The sequence below is a fragment of the Collinsella aerofaciens genome, assembly GCF_040926265.1.
GTDB classification, from domain to species: domain Bacteria; phylum Actinomycetota; class Coriobacteriia; order Coriobacteriales; family Coriobacteriaceae; genus Collinsella; species Collinsella aerofaciens_BB.
Genome location: NZ_JBCOIL010000023.1, coordinates 1 through 16,819, shown reverse-complemented (window position 1 = coordinate 16,819; position 16,819 = coordinate 1). Strand labels below are relative to the sequence as shown.

Here is a 16,819-nt window from a genome sequence, read left to right as displayed (position 1 = left end):
ATAAATGCCAAATATGAGTACTGTTGCTAAGTGAATAGCATTTACATTCAAGAAGATAATAAACATAACCTATAGTATGTTCATTAAAATTGGCTCCAATACGCCTTAAACCAGTCAGGTTGGCTGTCTTAGGGGGTTGTAGGGTTCGCTCGGACGTCATTTTGGGTGGTTTTGCCTGCTACTAAAATGGTAACAGTACTCATATTTGCCCTTTTTTGCCCACAGACCTTTGAGGGTGCGGCGAAAAGGGCTTGTTTTGATTGTTTGGGGCAGGCACGAGGCGCGGAAACGATGTCTGGAGCGACGGAGCGGCCTGGAATTCATCCGTAGAGGTCTTCATTGGCTGCGCCAGGAGTGTCCCTAGGTACCGGCACATAAGGAACGTCCCTAACTGCCGGAGGGGGCGTCTGCCGTGGCAGACGCCCCCTCCGGATGTGGGAAGTTTGCGCTGCAGGTTACTTGTCGGTGCCCAGCTTGTGCGGCTTGAAGGCAAGCGCATTGACGAGTGCGTCGGTGGCAGACTTGACGGCTGCCGGCTGCGGATCGTTGACGTGATCCTCGGGATGCACGGGCAGGTCCTTCTTGACGGCATCGTGGATCAAGTTGAGGTACTCAGTCACGCCAGTGGTCGATAGGTGCGTGCCATCGCCATCGAACAGGTCGTTGCGGTTGGCGCTGTATCCGTACCAGTCGATAACGCGCACGTTCTTGTAGCGCGTAGCGGCGTTAGCGATGGCCTGGTTGGTAGAGCCAACCCACGGCTGCGGGCTGCGCGTGTTCACAAACACCACAATACGCTTATCTCCTGCATCGTCCATGATGGCGTCGATCTGGTCGTCGGTTACCAAGCCGTTGGTGCCCAGTGCAAAGACCACGATCTTGCCGGCAAGGTTCTGCTGGATATAGCCCTCAAATGTCGCGCGGCCCGCATCAAACTGGCGGCCCTTTTCGGCATCGATATGGCTGTGCGGGAACACACCGTCAAAGGTGTCTACGGCACGCAGCGACACGGAGTCGCCGATCATAAGCAGATCGTAGGAGCCATCGGGGAAGCCGTCGTTGTCCTTGTCGGTGTCGTCGGCCGCCTGCTGGTCGGTGGGCGCGGTGTTCTTGGCTTCCTTGTTGAGGACTTCGGCGCCCTCGCCGCTCAGCGCAGGCGTCTCGGGCACAAAGATCAGGCCGCCCAGTGCAACGACCAATACGACAGCGCAGGCTGCGCAGACGGGGACGTGCGTGCGTGCCCAGTTGGCGGGCGTGGTGGTGCCATCGCGGAATTCGGCAACGGTGCGCCCAAAGGCGCCCCTCCTAAACGGCGTCTCGATAAAGCGATATGAGCATTCGGCCACGGCGACCACCAACAGCACCTGCAAAATGTACTGCCACCACGGTGTATCGTTGATGTTGGCGACCGGGTTCATGAGCAACAGCAGGGGATAGTGCCACAGGTAGATGCTGTACGAGCGCTTGCCAACCCATACGAGCGGCTCGGCGGACAGCGCGCGGGCAACCATTCCCTGGGGCTGCACGCAGGCCGCGATGACCATGAGTGTGAGGATCGAGCACAGCAGCGTGCCTCCGCGATACTGGAAGGCGGTGTAGCCGTTGGTGAGCGCGACCATGGCGGCAAGGCCAACCAGACCCACGAGGCCCAACACATCGATGGATGCGGGCGAGGACCAAAAGCGCACGAGGGCGCTCGGCTGTGCCGGGCCGGTCTCGGCTGATTCGTCGGCCTTCTCGCCAGGCTTGCCCTCGGCGTTCTTGCCGTGCTTGGCGGCGCCGGCCAGGCGATTGAGCCCCAAACGACGAGCGAGACGCACCGGCGCCAGGTCGCGATCGGGGATAAAGGCCATCCAGGCACCCAGCAGCAGCGAGAACACGCGGGTGTCGGTGCCGTAGTACACGCGGCTGGGGTCGGCGGCAGGGTTGTAAAGCACCATCATGGCAAGGGCAGATACCGCGGCAAGGCCCAGAACCACGCGGCGCGTGTTGGGCTTGCTCATGTGCATGGATACCATAGCGAGCAGCAGCGGGGGCCAAACCAGGTAGAACTGTTCCTCGATGGCGAGCGACCAAAAGTGCGTGAGCGGTGAGGGGTCGCCCAGAGCATTGAAGTACGAGACGTTTTGAGCAATCTGCCACCAGTTGTTAAAGAACAGCAGCGACGGCAAGATGTCGGGGCGCATCTTGGTGAGCATCACGTGGTTGAAGACGGTGCACAGCGCGCGGGTCACCACCACGACGGTTACCACGGCGGGGACCAGGCGACGGATGCGGCGAATCCAGAAGCTCTTGAGGTCGATGCGGCCGGTCTTAGCGACTTCGTTGAGCAGCAAGCGCGTGATCAGATAGCCCGAAAGCACAAAGAAGATCGTGACGCCGAGCAGACCGCCCTGCGCCCACGTGAGGTTAAGGTGATAGAGCACCACCGCGACGACGGCGAGCGTACGCAGGCCGTCAAGGGCAGGGATGTAGCGGGATTTGGGGCGAGCAGGCGTCTGCTCCGCGGCGGGAGTGTTGGCGCGGCCCGCGTTGTTGGCAGAAGCACGATGGGGGCTCACGGTGCGTCGCGGTTCGTTGGCACGGCGTTCGCCCTTCACGCGTTCGTGCGGCGCCGGCTCGTTGCCCGTGCGGCGTCGACCGCGCGAGCCCGATTGCGAGAGTTGTTCCATAAAACATCATCCAATGACGAGAATAATCAGCACGCCTTCATTGTAGCTGCCTGCTCCTGTGAATGCTTGCTGCTGGCGCAAGCTCAAGCGCGCGTCCACATCAAAGTGAACTAAAGTTATAGGGGGTGCGAGAGTGCACGATCGACGGCTGCGGTGGGCATAAGGCCCGCAGATGAGGAGGTTTCCATGGCAGATCGCGGCATCGTTGCGGTGTTCGGCAGCATGAACATGGACCTTTCGGTGGCGTGCGAGCGCATACCGCGTGCGGGCGAGACCGTCGGCGGCAGCGGGTTTATCACCAACGCCGGCGGCAAGGGCGCCAATCAGGCCGTAGCTGCCGCGCGTATGGGCGCTTGCACGCACATGATCGGCGCGGTCGGTCGCGACGCGTTCGGCGCGTCGCTCGTGGCGGGGCTCCAAGACGCCGGCGTGGACTGTGACTTTGTAGTGCATCGCGATGATGTGGAGACGGGAACGGCGACCATCATTCGCTGCGAGGGAGACAACCGCATCGTGCTGTCGCCGGGCGCCAACCATGCGCTTGCGGGCGAGGACGTTGCCCGCGCGCTGAGGCGTCTGGTGGCCGATGAACTCGATAGTGACGCCAGCGAGATTGCCCCGGCTGCCGGAAGCGTCTTTATCGCCCAGGGCGAATGTGACCTTGCGGCGACGGCCGAGGCGCTTGTTTGCGCTCACGGGCTGGGGTTCTATACGGTCTTTAATCCAGCGCCTGCCTGTGAGCTGCCTGCGGAGGCCTGGCCTGCGGTCGACCTGGTCTGTCCCAACGAGACCGAGTGCCAGGTTCTGACGGGCATTCTGCCCACGGATGATGTGAGTTGCATCGCCGCGCTCAAAGCGCTGCTCGACAAGGGCGCCGGAGCTGCGGTCATCACGTTGGGCGGCGCCGGGTCGGTTACGCTCGGCGATGACGGCGAGCTGCTGCGCATGCCGGCACTTTCGAGTACGGTAGTCGATACCACGGCCGCCGGCGATACGTTTATCGGCGCGTTGGCGGCGGCTCGCCTAGAGGGCTTGCCGCTCTTTGAGTGCATGGCTGCGGGTGCTCGCGCCTCGGCAGTGACGGTGTTGCGCCTGGGCGCTCAGCAATCGATTCCCACGAGCGCCGAAGTTGAACATTGGTTTAGTTAAACGATAAAGACGGAGAAGCGGAGTAGAACAATGGCAATCAAGAAGCTGATCCTTGATCTGGATATGGGTGTGGACGATGCGATGGCGCTGGCCTATGCCATCGCGAGCTCCGAGGTGGAGCTCGTGGGCATCACCACGTGCTTTGGCAACGTGCGCGTCGAGCAATCGGCGCACAACTGCCTGGCGGTGCTCGATCTGCTGGGTCGCCCCGAGGTGCCGGTGTACCTGGGCGCCGACCGTCCTCTGCAGGCGACTGAGCCCTATACGCCGCCGGCGTCCACCGCGCTCATTCACGGCAAGAACGGCATCGGCGGCGCGAGCGTGCCCGCGTCGCCCTACGAGCCGGTGGGGGCGACCTCGGCCGACGGCAACGCTGCGGTCGATTATCTGATCGATGCCGCGCGCACTTATGGTCCCGATCTGGTCTACGTAGCGACTGGCCCGCTCTCCAACCTGGCGCTCGCCCTGGAGCGCGATGCGGCGGCGATGATGTCCATCGGCCGCGTGGTCGTGATGGGCGGCGCCCTTACCGTGCCCGGTAACGTGAGCGCGGGCGCCGAGGCCAACATGGCGAGCGACCCCGAGGCAGCCGACGCGGTGCTGCGCTCGGGCCGTAAGCTCACCATGGTGGGTCTGGACGTGACGCATCGCGTGGTGCTCACACGCCGCGACATTGCCGGCTGGACGGGCTCGGGCACCATGGCGGGCTGCGCATTTGCGAGCATGGTCGAGCACTACATTGGCTCGTACGAGATGAACGCACCCTATCTGGGTGGTTGTGCGCTGCACGATCCGCTGGCCGTTGCCGTGGCGATCGACCCCACGCTCGTAGGTGCGCTCGGCTGCAACCTGCGTGTTGATCTGCTGGGCGAGTACCGCGGTCGCACCATCTGCGATGAGCGCCGCCTGTCCGATCCGGACAAGAGCACGCTTGTGGCACTGACCGTGGATGCTCCGCGCTTCCTGTCCGAGTTCAAGACGCGTATGGCCCGTGTCCTTGGCTAAGTTGTCTTTTTGGGACGGGGCTTTTTTGACTGTTATGATTGGTGCGACCATTCGAACCAGCTAAAAGAGCCCGTCCCAAATTGACTACCGAGAGGATCTGCCATGGAGCGCATTGCGAGCTTTTCCGTTGACCATCTGTTGCTTGAGCCCGGCGTGTATGTGAGCCGCATCGACCGCGATCCGGCGACCGGGGCCGCCGTCACCACCTTTGACCTGCGCCTGACCACGCCCAACAAGGAGCCGGTCATGAACACGGCCGAGTGCCACACCATCGAGCACCTGGGCGCGACGTTCCTTCGCAATCATGCCGAGTGGTCGGGCCGCATTGTCTACTTTGGCCCCATGGGCTGCCGCACGGGCTTTTACCTGGTTGTGTTTGGCGAGGTGACGAGCGAGGAGATCCTGCCGCTCGTGCGTGAGCTGTTCGAGTTTGTCGCCGGCTTTGAGGGCGATGTCCCCGGTGCCGCTCCCGAGGAGTGCGGTAACTACCTGGACCAGAACCTCCCCATGGCCAACTGGCTTGCGCGCCGCTACCTCGACCGCGACCTGGCCGATATCGACGAGAAGCACCTGCACTATCAGCAGGCGTAAGGGCTTTATCGCCCAAAACGCGCGCATTGGGCGCCTTCGCTTGTGCGGGGGCGCCTTTTTGCTGAGTGGTCGGGACGAGTGTTTAAAATCGCTTATGTTTGTTCTAGAATGTTCATACTGTCACATAAACGAACAGGAGCGAACATGCATATCTACTCTGTCAACGATCCCGAGTTCAAGTCCTATGGCAACGTTTGGGATAACGTTCCGTCCGAGCTTACGTCGCCCGTGCTCGAGGCGCTCTCTGCCACGCCCATTCCCGAGGGCAGCAAGTACGTTGCGAGTGCGCCGGAGCTCGAGGACGTCAAGGATGCCGACAAGCTTGGCTTTCTCATGTTTGGTGGCCGTCCCTTCCAGCTCGGCTGGTGCAACGGCCACAATACACGACTCAACTGCCTGGAGTATCACCGCGCGAGCGAATTCAACTTGGGCGCTCGCGACTTTATCCTGCTCGTGGCGCATCGCTGGGAGATCGAGGACGGCAAGCTCGACACCGCGTGCGTCAAGGCGTTTCGCGTGCCGGCGGGTACGGTCGTCGAAGTCTTCAACACCACGCTCCACTACACGCCGTGCATGGTCGACGACGGTGGCTTCCAGGTGATGGTGGCGCTGCCCGCCGGCACCAACGGCCCGCGCCCCGAGGCCGCGGCCGACATGCCTGCCACCGGTGACAGCTACTGCTACTGGAAGGCCGACAAGTGGGTCCTCTGCCACGCCGACAGCCCCAAGGCAGCCGAAGGCGGCTACGTAGGCCTCATCGGCAAAAACCTCGACATCACCGTGGACTAGCGCATCGCCCCAAACCACCACAAAGGTGCCTGTCCCCTTTGCGGTGGTTTGGGGCGGGCGGATATCGGGAAGTGCCAGACGGGGGAGGCTGCCGGGCGCCTTGCCGTCTGCGGATTTTGGGACATGTGGCCCGCTTTTTGAGCCTGCCTGTCGGTACACTAAAAGCACTATGGGTACCCGCGAGCGACATATCGGCCACGCGGCCGCCCGATCCGCTCCCGTGGCGGATCCCAGGGGTGGCAGGCTCTTCGCCATGCCGCGATTCCTTGTTGGCATAACACATCGGGTGTACCGCCACCGCGTCTTTGCTATCGCCGGTGTCATCACCGCGCTGTTCCTCATGCTTTTGGCAGTCTTGCCGGCGCTGTTCGCCTTCGACCCCAAACTTTCTAACGCCGTGCCCGCCTATAGCGAGGTGTCCGAAGAGGTTGTGGATGCGCTCGTCCATTCGAGCTCTCTCCCGCTGCTTGTCGCCGCAATTATATTTTCGATCTGGGGCGTATCGGTCTATCTGCGCTGTTTGGACTATGTGTTGCGCCGCCGCCTTGTTGCCATCGCCTCCATCTGCGCCCTGTGGATGATCGAAGTCATTCTCAAGTACAAGTCGTTCACGCCGTTCTATGCCACCGTGCTGTGGTACCTGTACTACGTGCCCATGACGCTCATTCCGCTGCTCTACCAGTTGTGCGGTCTGCGCCTTGCGGGCCTGGAGCAACACCGCCTGGGTCGCCGCTACTGCGCTGCGCTGTGGATTGTGGCCATCCTGCTTATCGGATTTGTGCTCACCAACGATTTTCACCAGCAGGTCTTTCGCTTTGACCGCACAAGCGACACCTGGAGCAACGATTACACGTACGGCTGGGGTTATTTCGCCGTGCTCGTGTGGACGGCTTTTGACTTCGTGGCCTTTTTTGTCCTGGTTGGTCGGTCCTCGTCCTTTCGCGTCCAGCGTTTCTCGGGCACGGCGGCGCTCGTACTGCTGGGTGGCGCATTCTTTGCCATCTCGTATGCTCTGCGCGTGCCCTGGGCATGGAGGCTCAACTTTTCGCTCGTCTATTGCGTCCTGTGCGTGGTGGCGATGGAAAGCTGTCTCGATTGCGGTGTCATTCCGTCGTATCACGACATCGCCGGCATCTTCGACACCTTGCCGCTTGACCTCAAAGTTCTAACGCGCGACCTGCAGGAGGTCTATGCCACGCCGGTGTCAAAGCCAACGCCGGTAGGCGTGCGCGAGGAGTTGCAAACCCAGGAGCACGGCCGCGCCCATGCCTTTGCCGTGGCGTCCGATCCCGATGTGATGTACCGTGCCTTTCCACTGCTGGGCGGATCGGCCCTGCTTGCCCAAGACGTGTTGGAGCTCAACGAGCTTAACCGTGAACTGGCACATCGTCGCATGGAGTTGCAGCGTCAAAACGAGCTGCTCGCCGCCGACTACGACCTTAAGACGCATTTGGCAGATCAAGAGGCCGAGACCTTGCTGGTCCAAGACGTGGATCAAGCGCTTGCCCGCGCGCTCGAAGGGATGTACAACCTGCTGAGCTCGCTGCCGCCGTTGACCGACGAAGCGTCTTCGCACGAGCGCTACCGCATGCTGCAGCGCGCCAAGATGCTCGTCGCCTATTGCAAGCGCAAGGGGTCGCTCACGTTGGCGCAGCACGGGGAGAGCGGTTTTGATCGCGACCGCATTCAGCTCATTGCCAACGAGCTCGCAAGCGACCTGCGCACCATCGATATCGATTGCGCCTCGATTATCGCCATACGGCGCCCGATGCACGCCAGTACGGTAAGCGCCCTGTACGACTGCGTGTATGACTTTGCGTTTTTTGCCTACACCACCGACCATCCGGCGCTTATGTATCACTTGGGCGACCATGACCGATGCAGTGTCGAGCTGCGCGCCACGCTTTTTTCCAACGATGATGCAGATCTTTCGCAGACGCCCGCTGCGCAAGAGCTCGAAAGCGCTCTGCAAGGGCGCAACGTGGCATACCGCCTTGAGGGCGAGCCCGGCCAGCTGCGCATGATCGTCTTGATGCCGCGGGCGGGTGAGTGACGATGCAGATTTCGCTCATCCTTCCCCAAATCGTTGCGCTCAATGTTGTCTTTGCCCTGGCTGCGTGTCTGCAGACGATCCACGTCCCGCTCATTTCATCGCGCCGCTCGTCCTATAACCGTAAGGTGATTTGCGCCTACGAGGCGAGCCTCGTGCTTCACCTGGTGGTTTCGGCGCTTATCCTGTTCGCGTCGTCTGGCTCGTATCTGGTGGCGCCGCTTGACGTTTGCGCCAGGGCAATGGGCGGAGTGCTGTGGCTCAATGCCGCAATCTTTGCCTATGGCGTGGTGCTTATGGTGCGCTATCATCGCCCCGTCATGCTGGTCGAGCTGCTGCTTGTTGTCGCCGTTACACCGCCGGTGGTTTTTGCCATGGGCTCGGCGTGGACCGTTGTCCTTATCGCAGAGGGAGCGTTCTTCCTGTTCCGTTCCATCGCGGCGCTCTTGATGGACGTCCGTAACCGCCAGGAGGATATCACCGCGTTCTCGACGATCGAGACCATCAACGTGATTCCCGTGGGCATCCTGTATCTGGACCCGAGGGGCCGTCCGCTGCTCATGAACCGCTGCATGCGCAAAAACCTGGTGGAACTTCATATGCCCACCGATCTAGGTGACATGAGCGGCACATGGAACGACCTGCGCAAACTTAGCATGCAAATGCCCGAAAGCAGTAGGAACCGCGTGCGGATTAACTTGGACCGTTTTGGTGAGGCTCGCGCGGTGATCGAGATTTCTCCCGCCGAGATTCGCTTGTTTGTGCACGATGACGTTATGGTTTCGGGCCGCCTCTTCGAGCGCATTATCGGTCTGGATGTAACAGAGTATGCGCATGCTCATGATCGCCTGGCGCAAGCCAACCACCTGCTTGAGCTTGCGGGCCAAGAGCTCCAAGCCCAGATCGAAGAAGTCAAAAAAGTTGCTGATAATGCGGCCTATCTGCGTATGCGCGCTCGCGTGCACGACGTGATCGGGCAGCGCCTGTCCATCCTCCATCGTTATCTGGAGGAGGGGCGCCTGGACGACGAGTCGCTCGAGCAGATTGACCCGCTGCTGCGCTCAATCGCTGCCGATCTGCGCAGCGGGGGCGACGCCGAACCGGCAGAACAACTGGGCGATATCGTCCATGCCTTTGGCCTGGTGAGCGTGCAGATCGATGTGGAGGGCGAGCTGCCAAGCGACGCGCGTGTCGCCGCAGCCTTTCTGCAGATTATCCGCGAAGCCTCGACCAATGCCACCAAGCATGCGCAGGCGCATCGGGTCCACGTGCGTCTGTGGCAGGAGGGGGCGGATGCTGGCGCCGTCGCGCGCATGACGATTTCTAACGACGGGTCCCCGGCCCCCGTATCGTATCGCGAGGGAACGGGTATCCCAGGTATGAGGCATGTCGCACAGAATCTGGGCGGCAGCCTGGAAGTCCGCACCGCCCCGCCCTTCACGCTTACGGTGTCCATCCCGCTCGCCTCCAACGCTACGGTCCAAAGGAGAAGCTCATGATCCGCGTCCTTATAGTCGAAGACCAGGCCATCCTGCGCGAGAGCCTGGCGCGTTCCGTGGGCGACCAGCCCGACATGACCGTTGTCGCCGCGATTGCCGACGCCTCGGATGCCTTGGACGTTGTGCTCAAGGAGCGCCCGGACATGATACTGATGGACGTATGCACCGAGCATGATTCCAACGGCATCGTGGCGGCGGCGCGCATTAAAGAACAACTGCCCGAGTGCCGCGTCATTATCATGACGGGTATGCCCGAGATCACCTTTGTGGACCAGGCCCGCGAGGCGGGCGTCGACAGCTTTGTGTACAAGAACGTCGGTATCGACGAGCTGTTCGCCGTGATGCGCTCCACGCTGGCGGGCTATTGCACGTTTCCCAAGCCGCCCGAGAGCATCTTTTCGGGCACGGCGGCCCTCGACGATGTCGAGCTGTCGATCTTGCGCCTTGCCTGCGAGGGTAAAAGCCGCCGCGAGATTGCGGCCGAGCTGTTTATGAGTGAGGGCACCATCAAACGCCGTATCTCGGAGATTCTCAATAAGACCGGCTACGACAACATCATGCGCCTGGCCGTGCGTGCAGTAACGGAGGGCAGTATCGTTCCCAACATGGAGCGCTAGCGCTCGTTATACATCGGCATAAAAACGGCGGGGCCGCAGGATCAACTCCTGCGGCCCCGCCTGGTGTGCGCGGATGTGTCCGCCAATCCGCGGCTGATGTTACGTGCCGCTACGCGATGGTTGCGCTGTAGGAGGCGACGTCCTCGTAGGAATCGGTCAGATAGGCGTCGATGCCGATGGTCGTGTTGACCAGGTCGTCAAGGCTGTCAAGCTCGCCGTTCGAGAACGTGAATTCCTCGGTGGCGTTGGTGCCGGGCATCAGGTGAGCCGAGAACCAGGGTTCCTTCATGGTGCCGTTGACGTTGGTCTTGCCGGAAGGAGCGTAGAAGGTCAGGTCCTTGTCGCTCTTGTTGGTGATGTTGACGACAAAGCCGATGTCGCCCCAGTCGTCCTTGAACTTCTCGGTGATGGTGATGGTGCACAGATCGTCATCGGCGACGGTGACGGCGGGGGAGATTTCGACGCTCTGGACATCGTCGTCTTCGACGGCCTCATCGATCTCCTCTTCCTTCTCGGCCGCCTCGCGATCCTTCTTCACCGTACCGGACAGGTCCTTGTCGGACTTGGTAAAGACAAGATTGCCGTCATCTTCTTCGAGGATGAGTTTGCCGTCCTTGAGCTTCATGTCGTGCGACTCATCTTCGGCGGTGATGGTTACGGTGGTGGCGTCCTTTGCCTCCCATTTAAGGTCGACGACTTCAAGGAACAGGTCGAGGGCGCCTGTACCGTCCTCATCGAGAATCAGGACGCAGTGGACACCCCAATCCTCGAGCATCTTCATGTACTCATCGGTCAGCTCTTCGCCATCCACGGTTCCACCCGAGAGTTCCCAGCTGCCGACGAAGTTGGCCTTGGGGTCTTTGCCGCCGCCGCTGCAGCCCGTCAGGGCAAAGGCGAGCGCCAGGACGCATGTCAGAAATGCGAGTACGGACTTTTTGAACGTTGTCTTCATGGTGTCCTCCTTCATCGAACGAAACCCATAGAAGCAAATGCGGGGGTGGCGGATCCCCCGCTCATTACCAGTTAGGGGCGCTAGGGCCTGGGCGTTCCGCAGTTGCTGCAGAACTTGCCGCCGTTTTCGCTACCGCAGTTGGGGCAGAACCACTTGGCCGGTGCGGGGGCGGGCGCGGGACTGCCGCACTCGGAGCAGAACTTGCCGGTGTTGGTGGCACCGCAGCTGCAGGTCCACGTGCCGGCCGCGGGTGCGGCGGCGGGGGCCGGTGCGGGGGCGGGCGCCGGAGCCGGCTGCGGGGCGGCCTGCTGCTGTGCCTGGCCGGCGGCGAACAGCTGGCTGGCATTCATGCCGCCCATGCCACCTGCCATGCCCATGCCCATAAAGCCGGCCATTGCGCCGTTGGGGTTAGCGGCCGCCGCGCGCATCGCGTCGCTCTGGGCGCTGGCGATGTTGGCTGCTGCCATGGTGGGATCGCGCATGACCGCGGCCTTCTGCAGGTCCTTGATCATCTGCTCGTCTTCTTGCGAGGCGGCGATGGAGTTAACGCCAAAGCTCACGATCTCGACACCACGCAGGTCGCGCCAGTCGGCCGAGAGGACCTCGTTGAGCGCGCGGGCGAGCTCGGTGGTGTGGCCGGGGATGGCACTGTAGCGGATGCCCATCTCCGAGATCTTGGCAAAGGCGGGCTGCAGGGCGGTGAGCAGCTCGGACTTAAGCTGGCTGTCGATCTTGTCGCGCGTATAGCTATCGGTCACGTTGCCGCATACGTTGGTGTAGAACAGCAGCGGGTTGGTGATGCGGTACGAATACTCGCCGTTGCAGCGCACGGAGATGTCGACGTCCAGACCAATGTTGTTATCGACCACGCGGAAGGGCACGGGCGAGGCGGTGCCGTACTTATTGCCGATAATCTCCTTGGTGTTGATGAAGTAGACGCGCTGGTCCTTGCCCGCGTCGCCGCCAAAGGTAAAGCGGCTGCCGATATTGGCGAAGGTCTCCTTGATGGAATTGCCCAGGTTGCCGCTAAAGACGCTCGGCTCGCTGCCGGTGTCAAAGACAAACTCACCGGGCTCCAGCGCGACTTCGATGATCTTGCCGTTTTGCACCACGAGCATGCCCTGGCCATCGTTGACGGCGATGACCGAGCCGTTGGAGATGACGTTGTCCTCGCCGCGCGTGTTGGAGCTGCGGCCACCGGTGCGTTTGCTGCCCTTGCAGGCCAAGACGTCAGCAGGCATCGATTCGCAGTAGATAAATTCCTTCCACTGGTCGGCCATGACGCCGCCGGCAGCTCCCAATCCAGCTTTCAAGAGTCCCATGGTGATCTTCCTTTCTCGTCAAAGGCCGGGTGGTTATTGGTCAGAATGACTAATCGTCCTTGTCGTCTTTCATGACAACGGTGGTCTCGGTGTGGCTGAAGGTGTCGTGCTTCTCGGTCAGGTCGAGCTCGCCACAATACTCATCGGCGTGGGTGGCCTCGTTGGCCGTCTTGAGCTGGCCCACCAGCAGCACGTCTGCGATGACCACGATGATCAGCGGCGCGACGATGTTGATGAGGATGCCCTCGATATCAAAGGTGAGGTAATCCGGATCGAAGGCGTTCTCACCCATGAAGAGGATCTGGGAGAGGACAAATCCGATCACAAAGAACAGCACCGAGGCGATAGCGAGCTTGGGCTTGGAGCAAGGAAGCTCGCCGACCAAGCGGCCGGTCTGGCCGTTCATGGCAAACAGGTAGCTCTTGCCGTTCCACGAGGTGGAAAGCATCCACACGGGGAACAGGGCATAGTCGCTGTCTTCCCAGGTGTAGTCGAGCTGCTTGCTTTCGACCGTGGCATCGTCATATTCGTCGACGACGGTTTCGCGCAGGGCCGAGATCGTGCTTTCCTCCATGCGGCGTTCGGCGCGCGCCTTGCAGGTTTCGCAGTCCTCGTCGTAGCGGTTGGCGATGTAGCCGGGCATATACGCGACCGAAAACGGGCGCAGGGCATCGTAGTCAAACGGCTCGATGGCGTCCATGTGGCCGTCGGGCATCTTGGACGATCCGTCGACGGGCACGCGCTTAAACGAGATGTTTCCCTTGCGGTAGGCGTCGTAGTGGTCGGTGGTCGTGACGGTGCGGTCGGATTCCTCGGTCACGGTCTCGTTGGTCGCGTCAAAGTACACTTCGCCGTCAACGCGGGCACCGTAGAGCCAAAACGGCACGTAGACACCTTGGACCTCGTCGATGTGGCTGCCGGTGACAAAGCTCTTGGGCAGCAAGATCTTGCCCTTGTAGTGTTCCTTGAGTGCGGCCGTGACGTCATCGCGCCCGAGCTTAAATGGAATCACCAGGTCGGGCGAGAAGTCGCCCGAAAGCTGACCGGGCGCTACGGCGGAGTTGCCGCAGTACGGGCAGGTGGTGACAGCGACGGTGCCGTCGGACACGAGCTCGGCGCCGCACGACGAGCAGATGTAGCCGGCGTTTTGGGCGAGCTCCTGCACCGCGTCGTCGGCGACGGGCTTTGGCGTTGCGGCTGCGGCATCGGCTTTGGCGTCTGCCTTGTCCTGGCGCTCGCGATAGAGGGCCTCGACTTCTTCGACTTCAAAGCGCGAGTCACAGTAGTCGCAGACGAGCTTTTGCTCGGCGCTTGCAAAATGCAAGGGGCCACCGCAGGCAGGGCACTGATAGTTAACGCTCTCGAAGGCCATGATCGGTCCTTTCCGTGCCGGGGGCTATGCGCCGATGGCGCCGCCGCAGTATTCGCAGCGCCCGCTGGCATCGGGAATGGTGGTGGCTCCGCAGTAGGGGCAGGTCACCGCGGTCTTGGGGGCCTTAGCGGCCACGACGCTGTCCCGCGTCTCCTGGCGCAGCTGCACCAGCGCATCGCGGACTTCGGTTGCCTGGCGCTTGGCCTCGCGATATTCGATGGAGCCGCGCTGATCGATGGTGGAGTCGTTCACGCGCAGGTTGATCTCGGTAAAGTACGGCGTGTTGACGTGGATGGTCAGATTAAAGTCGTAATCCAGGTCGTAGCGCGGCGGGTTGTAGCTCTCGCGCTCGCCGTCCTTGGTCTCGCGATAGATCTCGGTGCGCTGCTCGTCGATATCCATATCGCAGCCGAGTACCTGCGAGAACTCGATGATGTCGGGATTGGCGTCGCGCCAGCGGCTCTGCGAAGTGATGATCAGCAGGCCCGCGTCCTCATCGAGCATAATATTGGTGCGCCCGGCAGAAAGCGTGCGCGTGGGGTTGAACGAAGACAGGCGCTCGGCGTTGGCCTCGCGGTAGGCGAGTTGCTCACGGATATCGTCCGCGGTGCTGGAGCGATAGCCGTGAAAGTAGGGGGAGAGCTTGCCGGCGCACTCTTTGCACAGGTAGCCTTCATTGATTTTTGTCTTACCTAGAAGTCCCAGCTCGGTACCGCAAATCGCGCACTCTTTCTTCTCGAACATCTTGTCAAAGAAGCCCATGGCTGCCTCCCATCAACTGGTAGCGTGTGTCACTTTTGATGATGGGGGAGTGCGCGATCCTTCGCGATACCCAGACGGCTCAAGGAGTCTCCACAACTGGGACACATGGCCCATTTTTTGATTGGACGCCGGGGACACTCTTCGGCCACTCATTGGGGACGTACTTAAATGAGTGGTAGTTGGGGACACTCCTGGCCGAGCTAGAGATCGCGCGCGTCCCTTCTGGTCCATGCGGCTCAAAATCGCGGCGTGATGTGGACGGCTGGGGTCGAATTGGCAGCATTTCGAGCCTGGCTTCGATATTGAGACTGGTTCTTTATTAAAATAGATTTCCAGACAATTGAGCGGCTGGGGGTTAACCATGAGGGGCATGGGAGACACAAACGCATATTTGCGTCGGGGCATTCGGGAGATTATATGCCTGGCGCTGTTCTTCTTCACGTTTTTGGCGTGCGAGTATCTTTTTGATGTGCGCATGGCCGAGTTCGTGTCTCCGAACGAGGTCGTTATTTATGAGAGCCTTGTCATCGGCGCGAGCGTGATTGGCTTCTTTGTGCGTCCCATTCTGTACTATCGCCGTCCCCATGCTATCGACGCAACGAGTGACGTCACGGGCGTTTTGCTGGTGGCGGCATTGCTGCTGTTGATTATGGTGGTTCAGGTTGAGGTGGTAATTGCCGGCGGTTTGGTGGCGTGCTGCGCGCTGGGCTACTGCGGATCGACTGCTCATGCAAATTTTGCGAGGCGCTTTGCGCGAACGCCCTGCTTGGCGCGCGCCGCCGCACTTTCTTACGCCATGGGCGTTCTGGTGCAGGTTCTCAACCACATGGTGATGCCTGTCGGCATTCCTCAGCAGGCTGTTCTGGTCGTCTGTGCGATCGCGCAGGTGGCGTTGCTCCACGGTGCCCGACGCGCCAAGCTGCGCGACGAGTCCGATCCCAGCTTTGAACCCAGTGCTGCCGGGCTTTCGGTAGATGCTCTGGAATATGGCGCCAAGTGGCATGACGATCCCGAGGCAAAGGCGGCATTCCGTCGCGCCGTAGTTCGCCTGACCGTGGCGACGGCGTATCTTTCCAGCGTATTCGCCGCTCTCAACGCGGGCTTCACGACCCTGCATGCTGTCGGAACCGTCGATTTGGGCGATTGGCCGCGCCTGCTGCTTGTCGTGAGCTCGTTGGTCGCTGGCGCACTATTTGACCTGCACGGCCGCTCGTATATGAATATCGGCATGACATGTGCCGCCATACTGTCCACGCTTTCGTTCTTTGTGCTCATCGTCGATGGCAATGGCGGCAACGAGCTTGCTGCCACGATCATCTTTTATCTGGGCTCGGGCTTTTTCGTGGTGTTCTTTACCACAAAATATGCCGCCGTCTCGCTCTATGCGCGCTGGTCATATTTTTGGCCGTGCATGGGTCGCGTCGTCAACAACGTGTGCTCGATGTTCGTGACGGCGCCGGCAGTGGCGATCATCTCGAGTCAAAACGTGCTGGCTGCGATCGGTGCGGCGCTCGTGATGTTTGCGGGCATTGCGATTACGCTGCTGGGGCAGTTGGGGCAACGAGCCGATGATGCCGTGATGCAGGATGGCCTGCCACTTGCCACCGACGATCTTGGTGGGAATCTTGCGCCCACGTGCTCCGACCCCGAGCCCGTGGAGGCAGCGGAGCTCACGTCCGATGAGCGCCTCGATGCCTTCGTCGCCACCTTTGAGCTTACAGAGCGCGAGCGCGATGTTCTTGAGGCCTTGGTCGTTTCGGACCAGAGCGTTCAGGACATCGCCACAACGCTTTTCCTTTCGCGCTCCACGCTCTATCGTCACATTTCCTCGATCAACAAAAAGACCGGCACCACCTCACGTGTGGCCCTTATCAACTTCTTCTGGTCCTGGACACCCAAGGACTAGCTAATCCTCCAATAAGTTGCGGTGGAATAGTCCCTAAATTAAAGTCACGGGACCTTAAAGGGGGTGCGGACGATTTCTTGGACCGCGCCTAGGCGTATCCAAGCTTCCTGCGGTACTCCATCGGGCTGAGCCA

Annotated in this window: 13 protein-coding genes; 8 read left to right on the top strand and 5 right to left on the bottom strand. The window is 61.0% G+C overall.

The window, feature by feature from the left end:
- Window positions 1–455: 455 nt before the first annotated feature.
- Complete coding sequence (locus AB5767_RS07565) at window positions 456–2,672, bottom strand: acyltransferase family protein (RefSeq protein WP_368132605.1); 2,217 nt, start codon at window positions 2,670–2,672, stop codon at window positions 456–458.
- Between the two features lie 186 nt (window positions 2,673–2,858).
- Here AB5767_RS07565 and AB5767_RS07560 point away from each other — a divergent pair, with 186 nt between their 5' ends.
- The 7 genes from AB5767_RS07560 to AB5767_RS07530 all read left to right on the top strand — a co-directional run bounded on the left by AB5767_RS07560 (window position 2,859) and on the right by AB5767_RS07530 (window position 10,372).
- Window positions 2,859–3,821: a ribokinase gene (locus AB5767_RS07560; protein ID WP_368132887.1), complete on the top strand. Its 963-nt coding sequence runs from the start codon at window positions 2,859–2,861 to the stop codon at window positions 3,819–3,821.
- A 30-nt stretch (window positions 3,822–3,851) separates the two neighbouring features.
- A complete protein-coding gene (locus tag AB5767_RS07555; RefSeq protein ID WP_368132505.1) occupies window positions 3,852–4,826 on the top strand; it encodes a nucleoside hydrolase in 975 nt (324 codons plus the stop codon).
- Between the two features lie 102 nt (window positions 4,827–4,928).
- Window positions 4,929–5,417: an S-ribosylhomocysteine lyase gene (locus AB5767_RS07550; RefSeq protein ID WP_055310646.1), complete on the top strand. Its 489-nt coding sequence runs from the start codon at window positions 4,929–4,931 to the stop codon at window positions 5,415–5,417.
- A gap of 144 nt (window positions 5,418–5,561) precedes the next feature.
- The gene (locus tag AB5767_RS07545; protein ID WP_368132504.1) at window positions 5,562–6,206 is read left to right on the top strand and encodes a DUF4867 family protein; all 645 of its coding nucleotides are present in this window, start codon (window positions 5,562–5,564) and stop codon (window positions 6,204–6,206) included.
- Window positions 6,207–6,459: 253 nt separating this feature from the next.
- Complete coding sequence (locus AB5767_RS07540) at window positions 6,460–8,259, top strand: histidine kinase N-terminal 7TM domain-containing protein (protein WP_368132503.1); 1,800 nt, start codon at window positions 6,460–6,462, stop codon at window positions 8,257–8,259.
- Between the two features lie 2 nt (window positions 8,260–8,261).
- Window positions 8,262–9,755: a sensor histidine kinase gene (locus AB5767_RS07535; RefSeq protein ID WP_368132502.1), complete on the top strand. Its 1,494-nt coding sequence runs from the start codon at window positions 8,262–8,264 to the stop codon at window positions 9,753–9,755.
- Window positions 9,752–10,372, top strand: a complete 621-nt coding sequence (locus tag AB5767_RS07530) for a response regulator transcription factor (RefSeq protein ID WP_138375254.1) — start codon at window positions 9,752–9,754, stop codon at window positions 10,370–10,372. Before AB5767_RS07535 ends, AB5767_RS07530 begins: the two co-directional genes overlap by 4 nt.
- Before the next feature lie 109 nt (window positions 10,373–10,481).
- Here AB5767_RS07530 and AB5767_RS07525 read toward each other — a convergent pair whose 3' ends face one another.
- The 4 genes from AB5767_RS07525 to AB5767_RS07510 form a co-directional block, all read right to left on the bottom strand.
- On the bottom strand, window positions 10,482–11,324 hold the full coding sequence (locus AB5767_RS07525) for a hypothetical protein (RefSeq protein WP_368132501.1): 843 nt from the start codon (window positions 11,322–11,324) through the stop codon (window positions 10,482–10,484).
- 80 nt (window positions 11,325–11,404) lie between these two features.
- Window positions 11,405–12,646 (bottom strand): SPFH domain-containing protein, encoded by a 1,242-nt coding sequence (locus tag AB5767_RS07520; RefSeq protein WP_368132500.1) that lies wholly within the window; start codon window positions 12,644–12,646, stop codon window positions 11,405–11,407.
- Window positions 12,647–12,695: 49 nt separating this feature from the next.
- Window positions 12,696–14,018: a hypothetical protein gene (locus tag AB5767_RS07515; RefSeq protein WP_368132499.1), complete on the bottom strand. Its 1,323-nt coding sequence runs from the start codon at window positions 14,016–14,018 to the stop codon at window positions 12,696–12,698.
- A 24-nt stretch (window positions 14,019–14,042) separates the two neighbouring features.
- Entirely contained in the window at window positions 14,043–14,780 is a 738-nt protein-coding gene (locus tag AB5767_RS07510; protein WP_368132888.1) for a DUF4428 domain-containing protein, read from the bottom strand.
- A gap of 370 nt (window positions 14,781–15,150) precedes the next feature.
- Between AB5767_RS07510 and AB5767_RS07505 the strand changes: the two genes are divergently transcribed.
- Complete coding sequence (locus AB5767_RS07505; protein WP_368132632.1) at window positions 15,151–16,686, top strand: helix-turn-helix transcriptional regulator; 1,536 nt, start codon at window positions 15,151–15,153, stop codon at window positions 16,684–16,686.
- The last annotated feature ends 133 nt before the right edge of the window (window positions 16,687–16,819 follow it).

Bases quoted from the DNA above. Each gene is read 5' to 3' on its own strand.
- AB5767_RS07515 (WP_368132499.1), bottom strand. From the start codon at position 14,018: ATGGCCTTCGAGAGCGTTAACTATCAGTGCCCTGCCTGCGGTGGCCCC.
- AB5767_RS07540 (WP_368132503.1), top strand. From the start codon at position 6,460: ATGCCGCGATTCCTTGTTGGCATAACACATCGGGTGTACCGCCACCGC.
- AB5767_RS07520 (WP_368132500.1), bottom strand. From the start codon at position 12,646: ATGGGACTCTTGAAAGCTGGATTGGGAGCTGCCGGCGGCGTCATGGCC.
- AB5767_RS07550 (WP_055310646.1), top strand. From the start codon at position 4,929: ATGGAGCGCATTGCGAGCTTTTCCGTTGACCATCTGTTGCTTGAGCCC.
- AB5767_RS07505 (WP_368132632.1), top strand. From the start codon at position 15,151: ATGGGAGACACAAACGCATATTTGCGTCGGGGCATTCGGGAGATTATA.
- AB5767_RS07525 (WP_368132501.1), bottom strand. From the start codon at position 11,324: ATGAAGACAACGTTCAAAAAGTCCGTACTCGCATTTCTGACATGCGTC.
- AB5767_RS07535 (WP_368132502.1), top strand. From the start codon at position 8,262: ATGCAGATTTCGCTCATCCTTCCCCAAATCGTTGCGCTCAATGTTGTC.
- AB5767_RS07545 (WP_368132504.1), top strand. From the start codon at position 5,562: ATGCATATCTACTCTGTCAACGATCCCGAGTTCAAGTCCTATGGCAAC.
- AB5767_RS07530 (WP_138375254.1), top strand. From the start codon at position 9,752: ATGATCCGCGTCCTTATAGTCGAAGACCAGGCCATCCTGCGCGAGAGC.
- AB5767_RS07560 (WP_368132887.1), top strand. From the start codon at position 2,859: ATGGCAGATCGCGGCATCGTTGCGGTGTTCGGCAGCATGAACATGGAC.
- AB5767_RS07565 (WP_368132605.1), bottom strand. From the start codon at position 2,672: ATGGAACAACTCTCGCAATCGGGCTCGCGCGGTCGACGCCGCACGGGC.
- AB5767_RS07555 (WP_368132505.1), top strand. From the start codon at position 3,852: ATGGCAATCAAGAAGCTGATCCTTGATCTGGATATGGGTGTGGACGAT.
- AB5767_RS07510 (WP_368132888.1), bottom strand. From the start codon at position 14,780: ATGGGCTTCTTTGACAAGATGTTCGAGAAGAAAGAGTGCGCGATTTGC.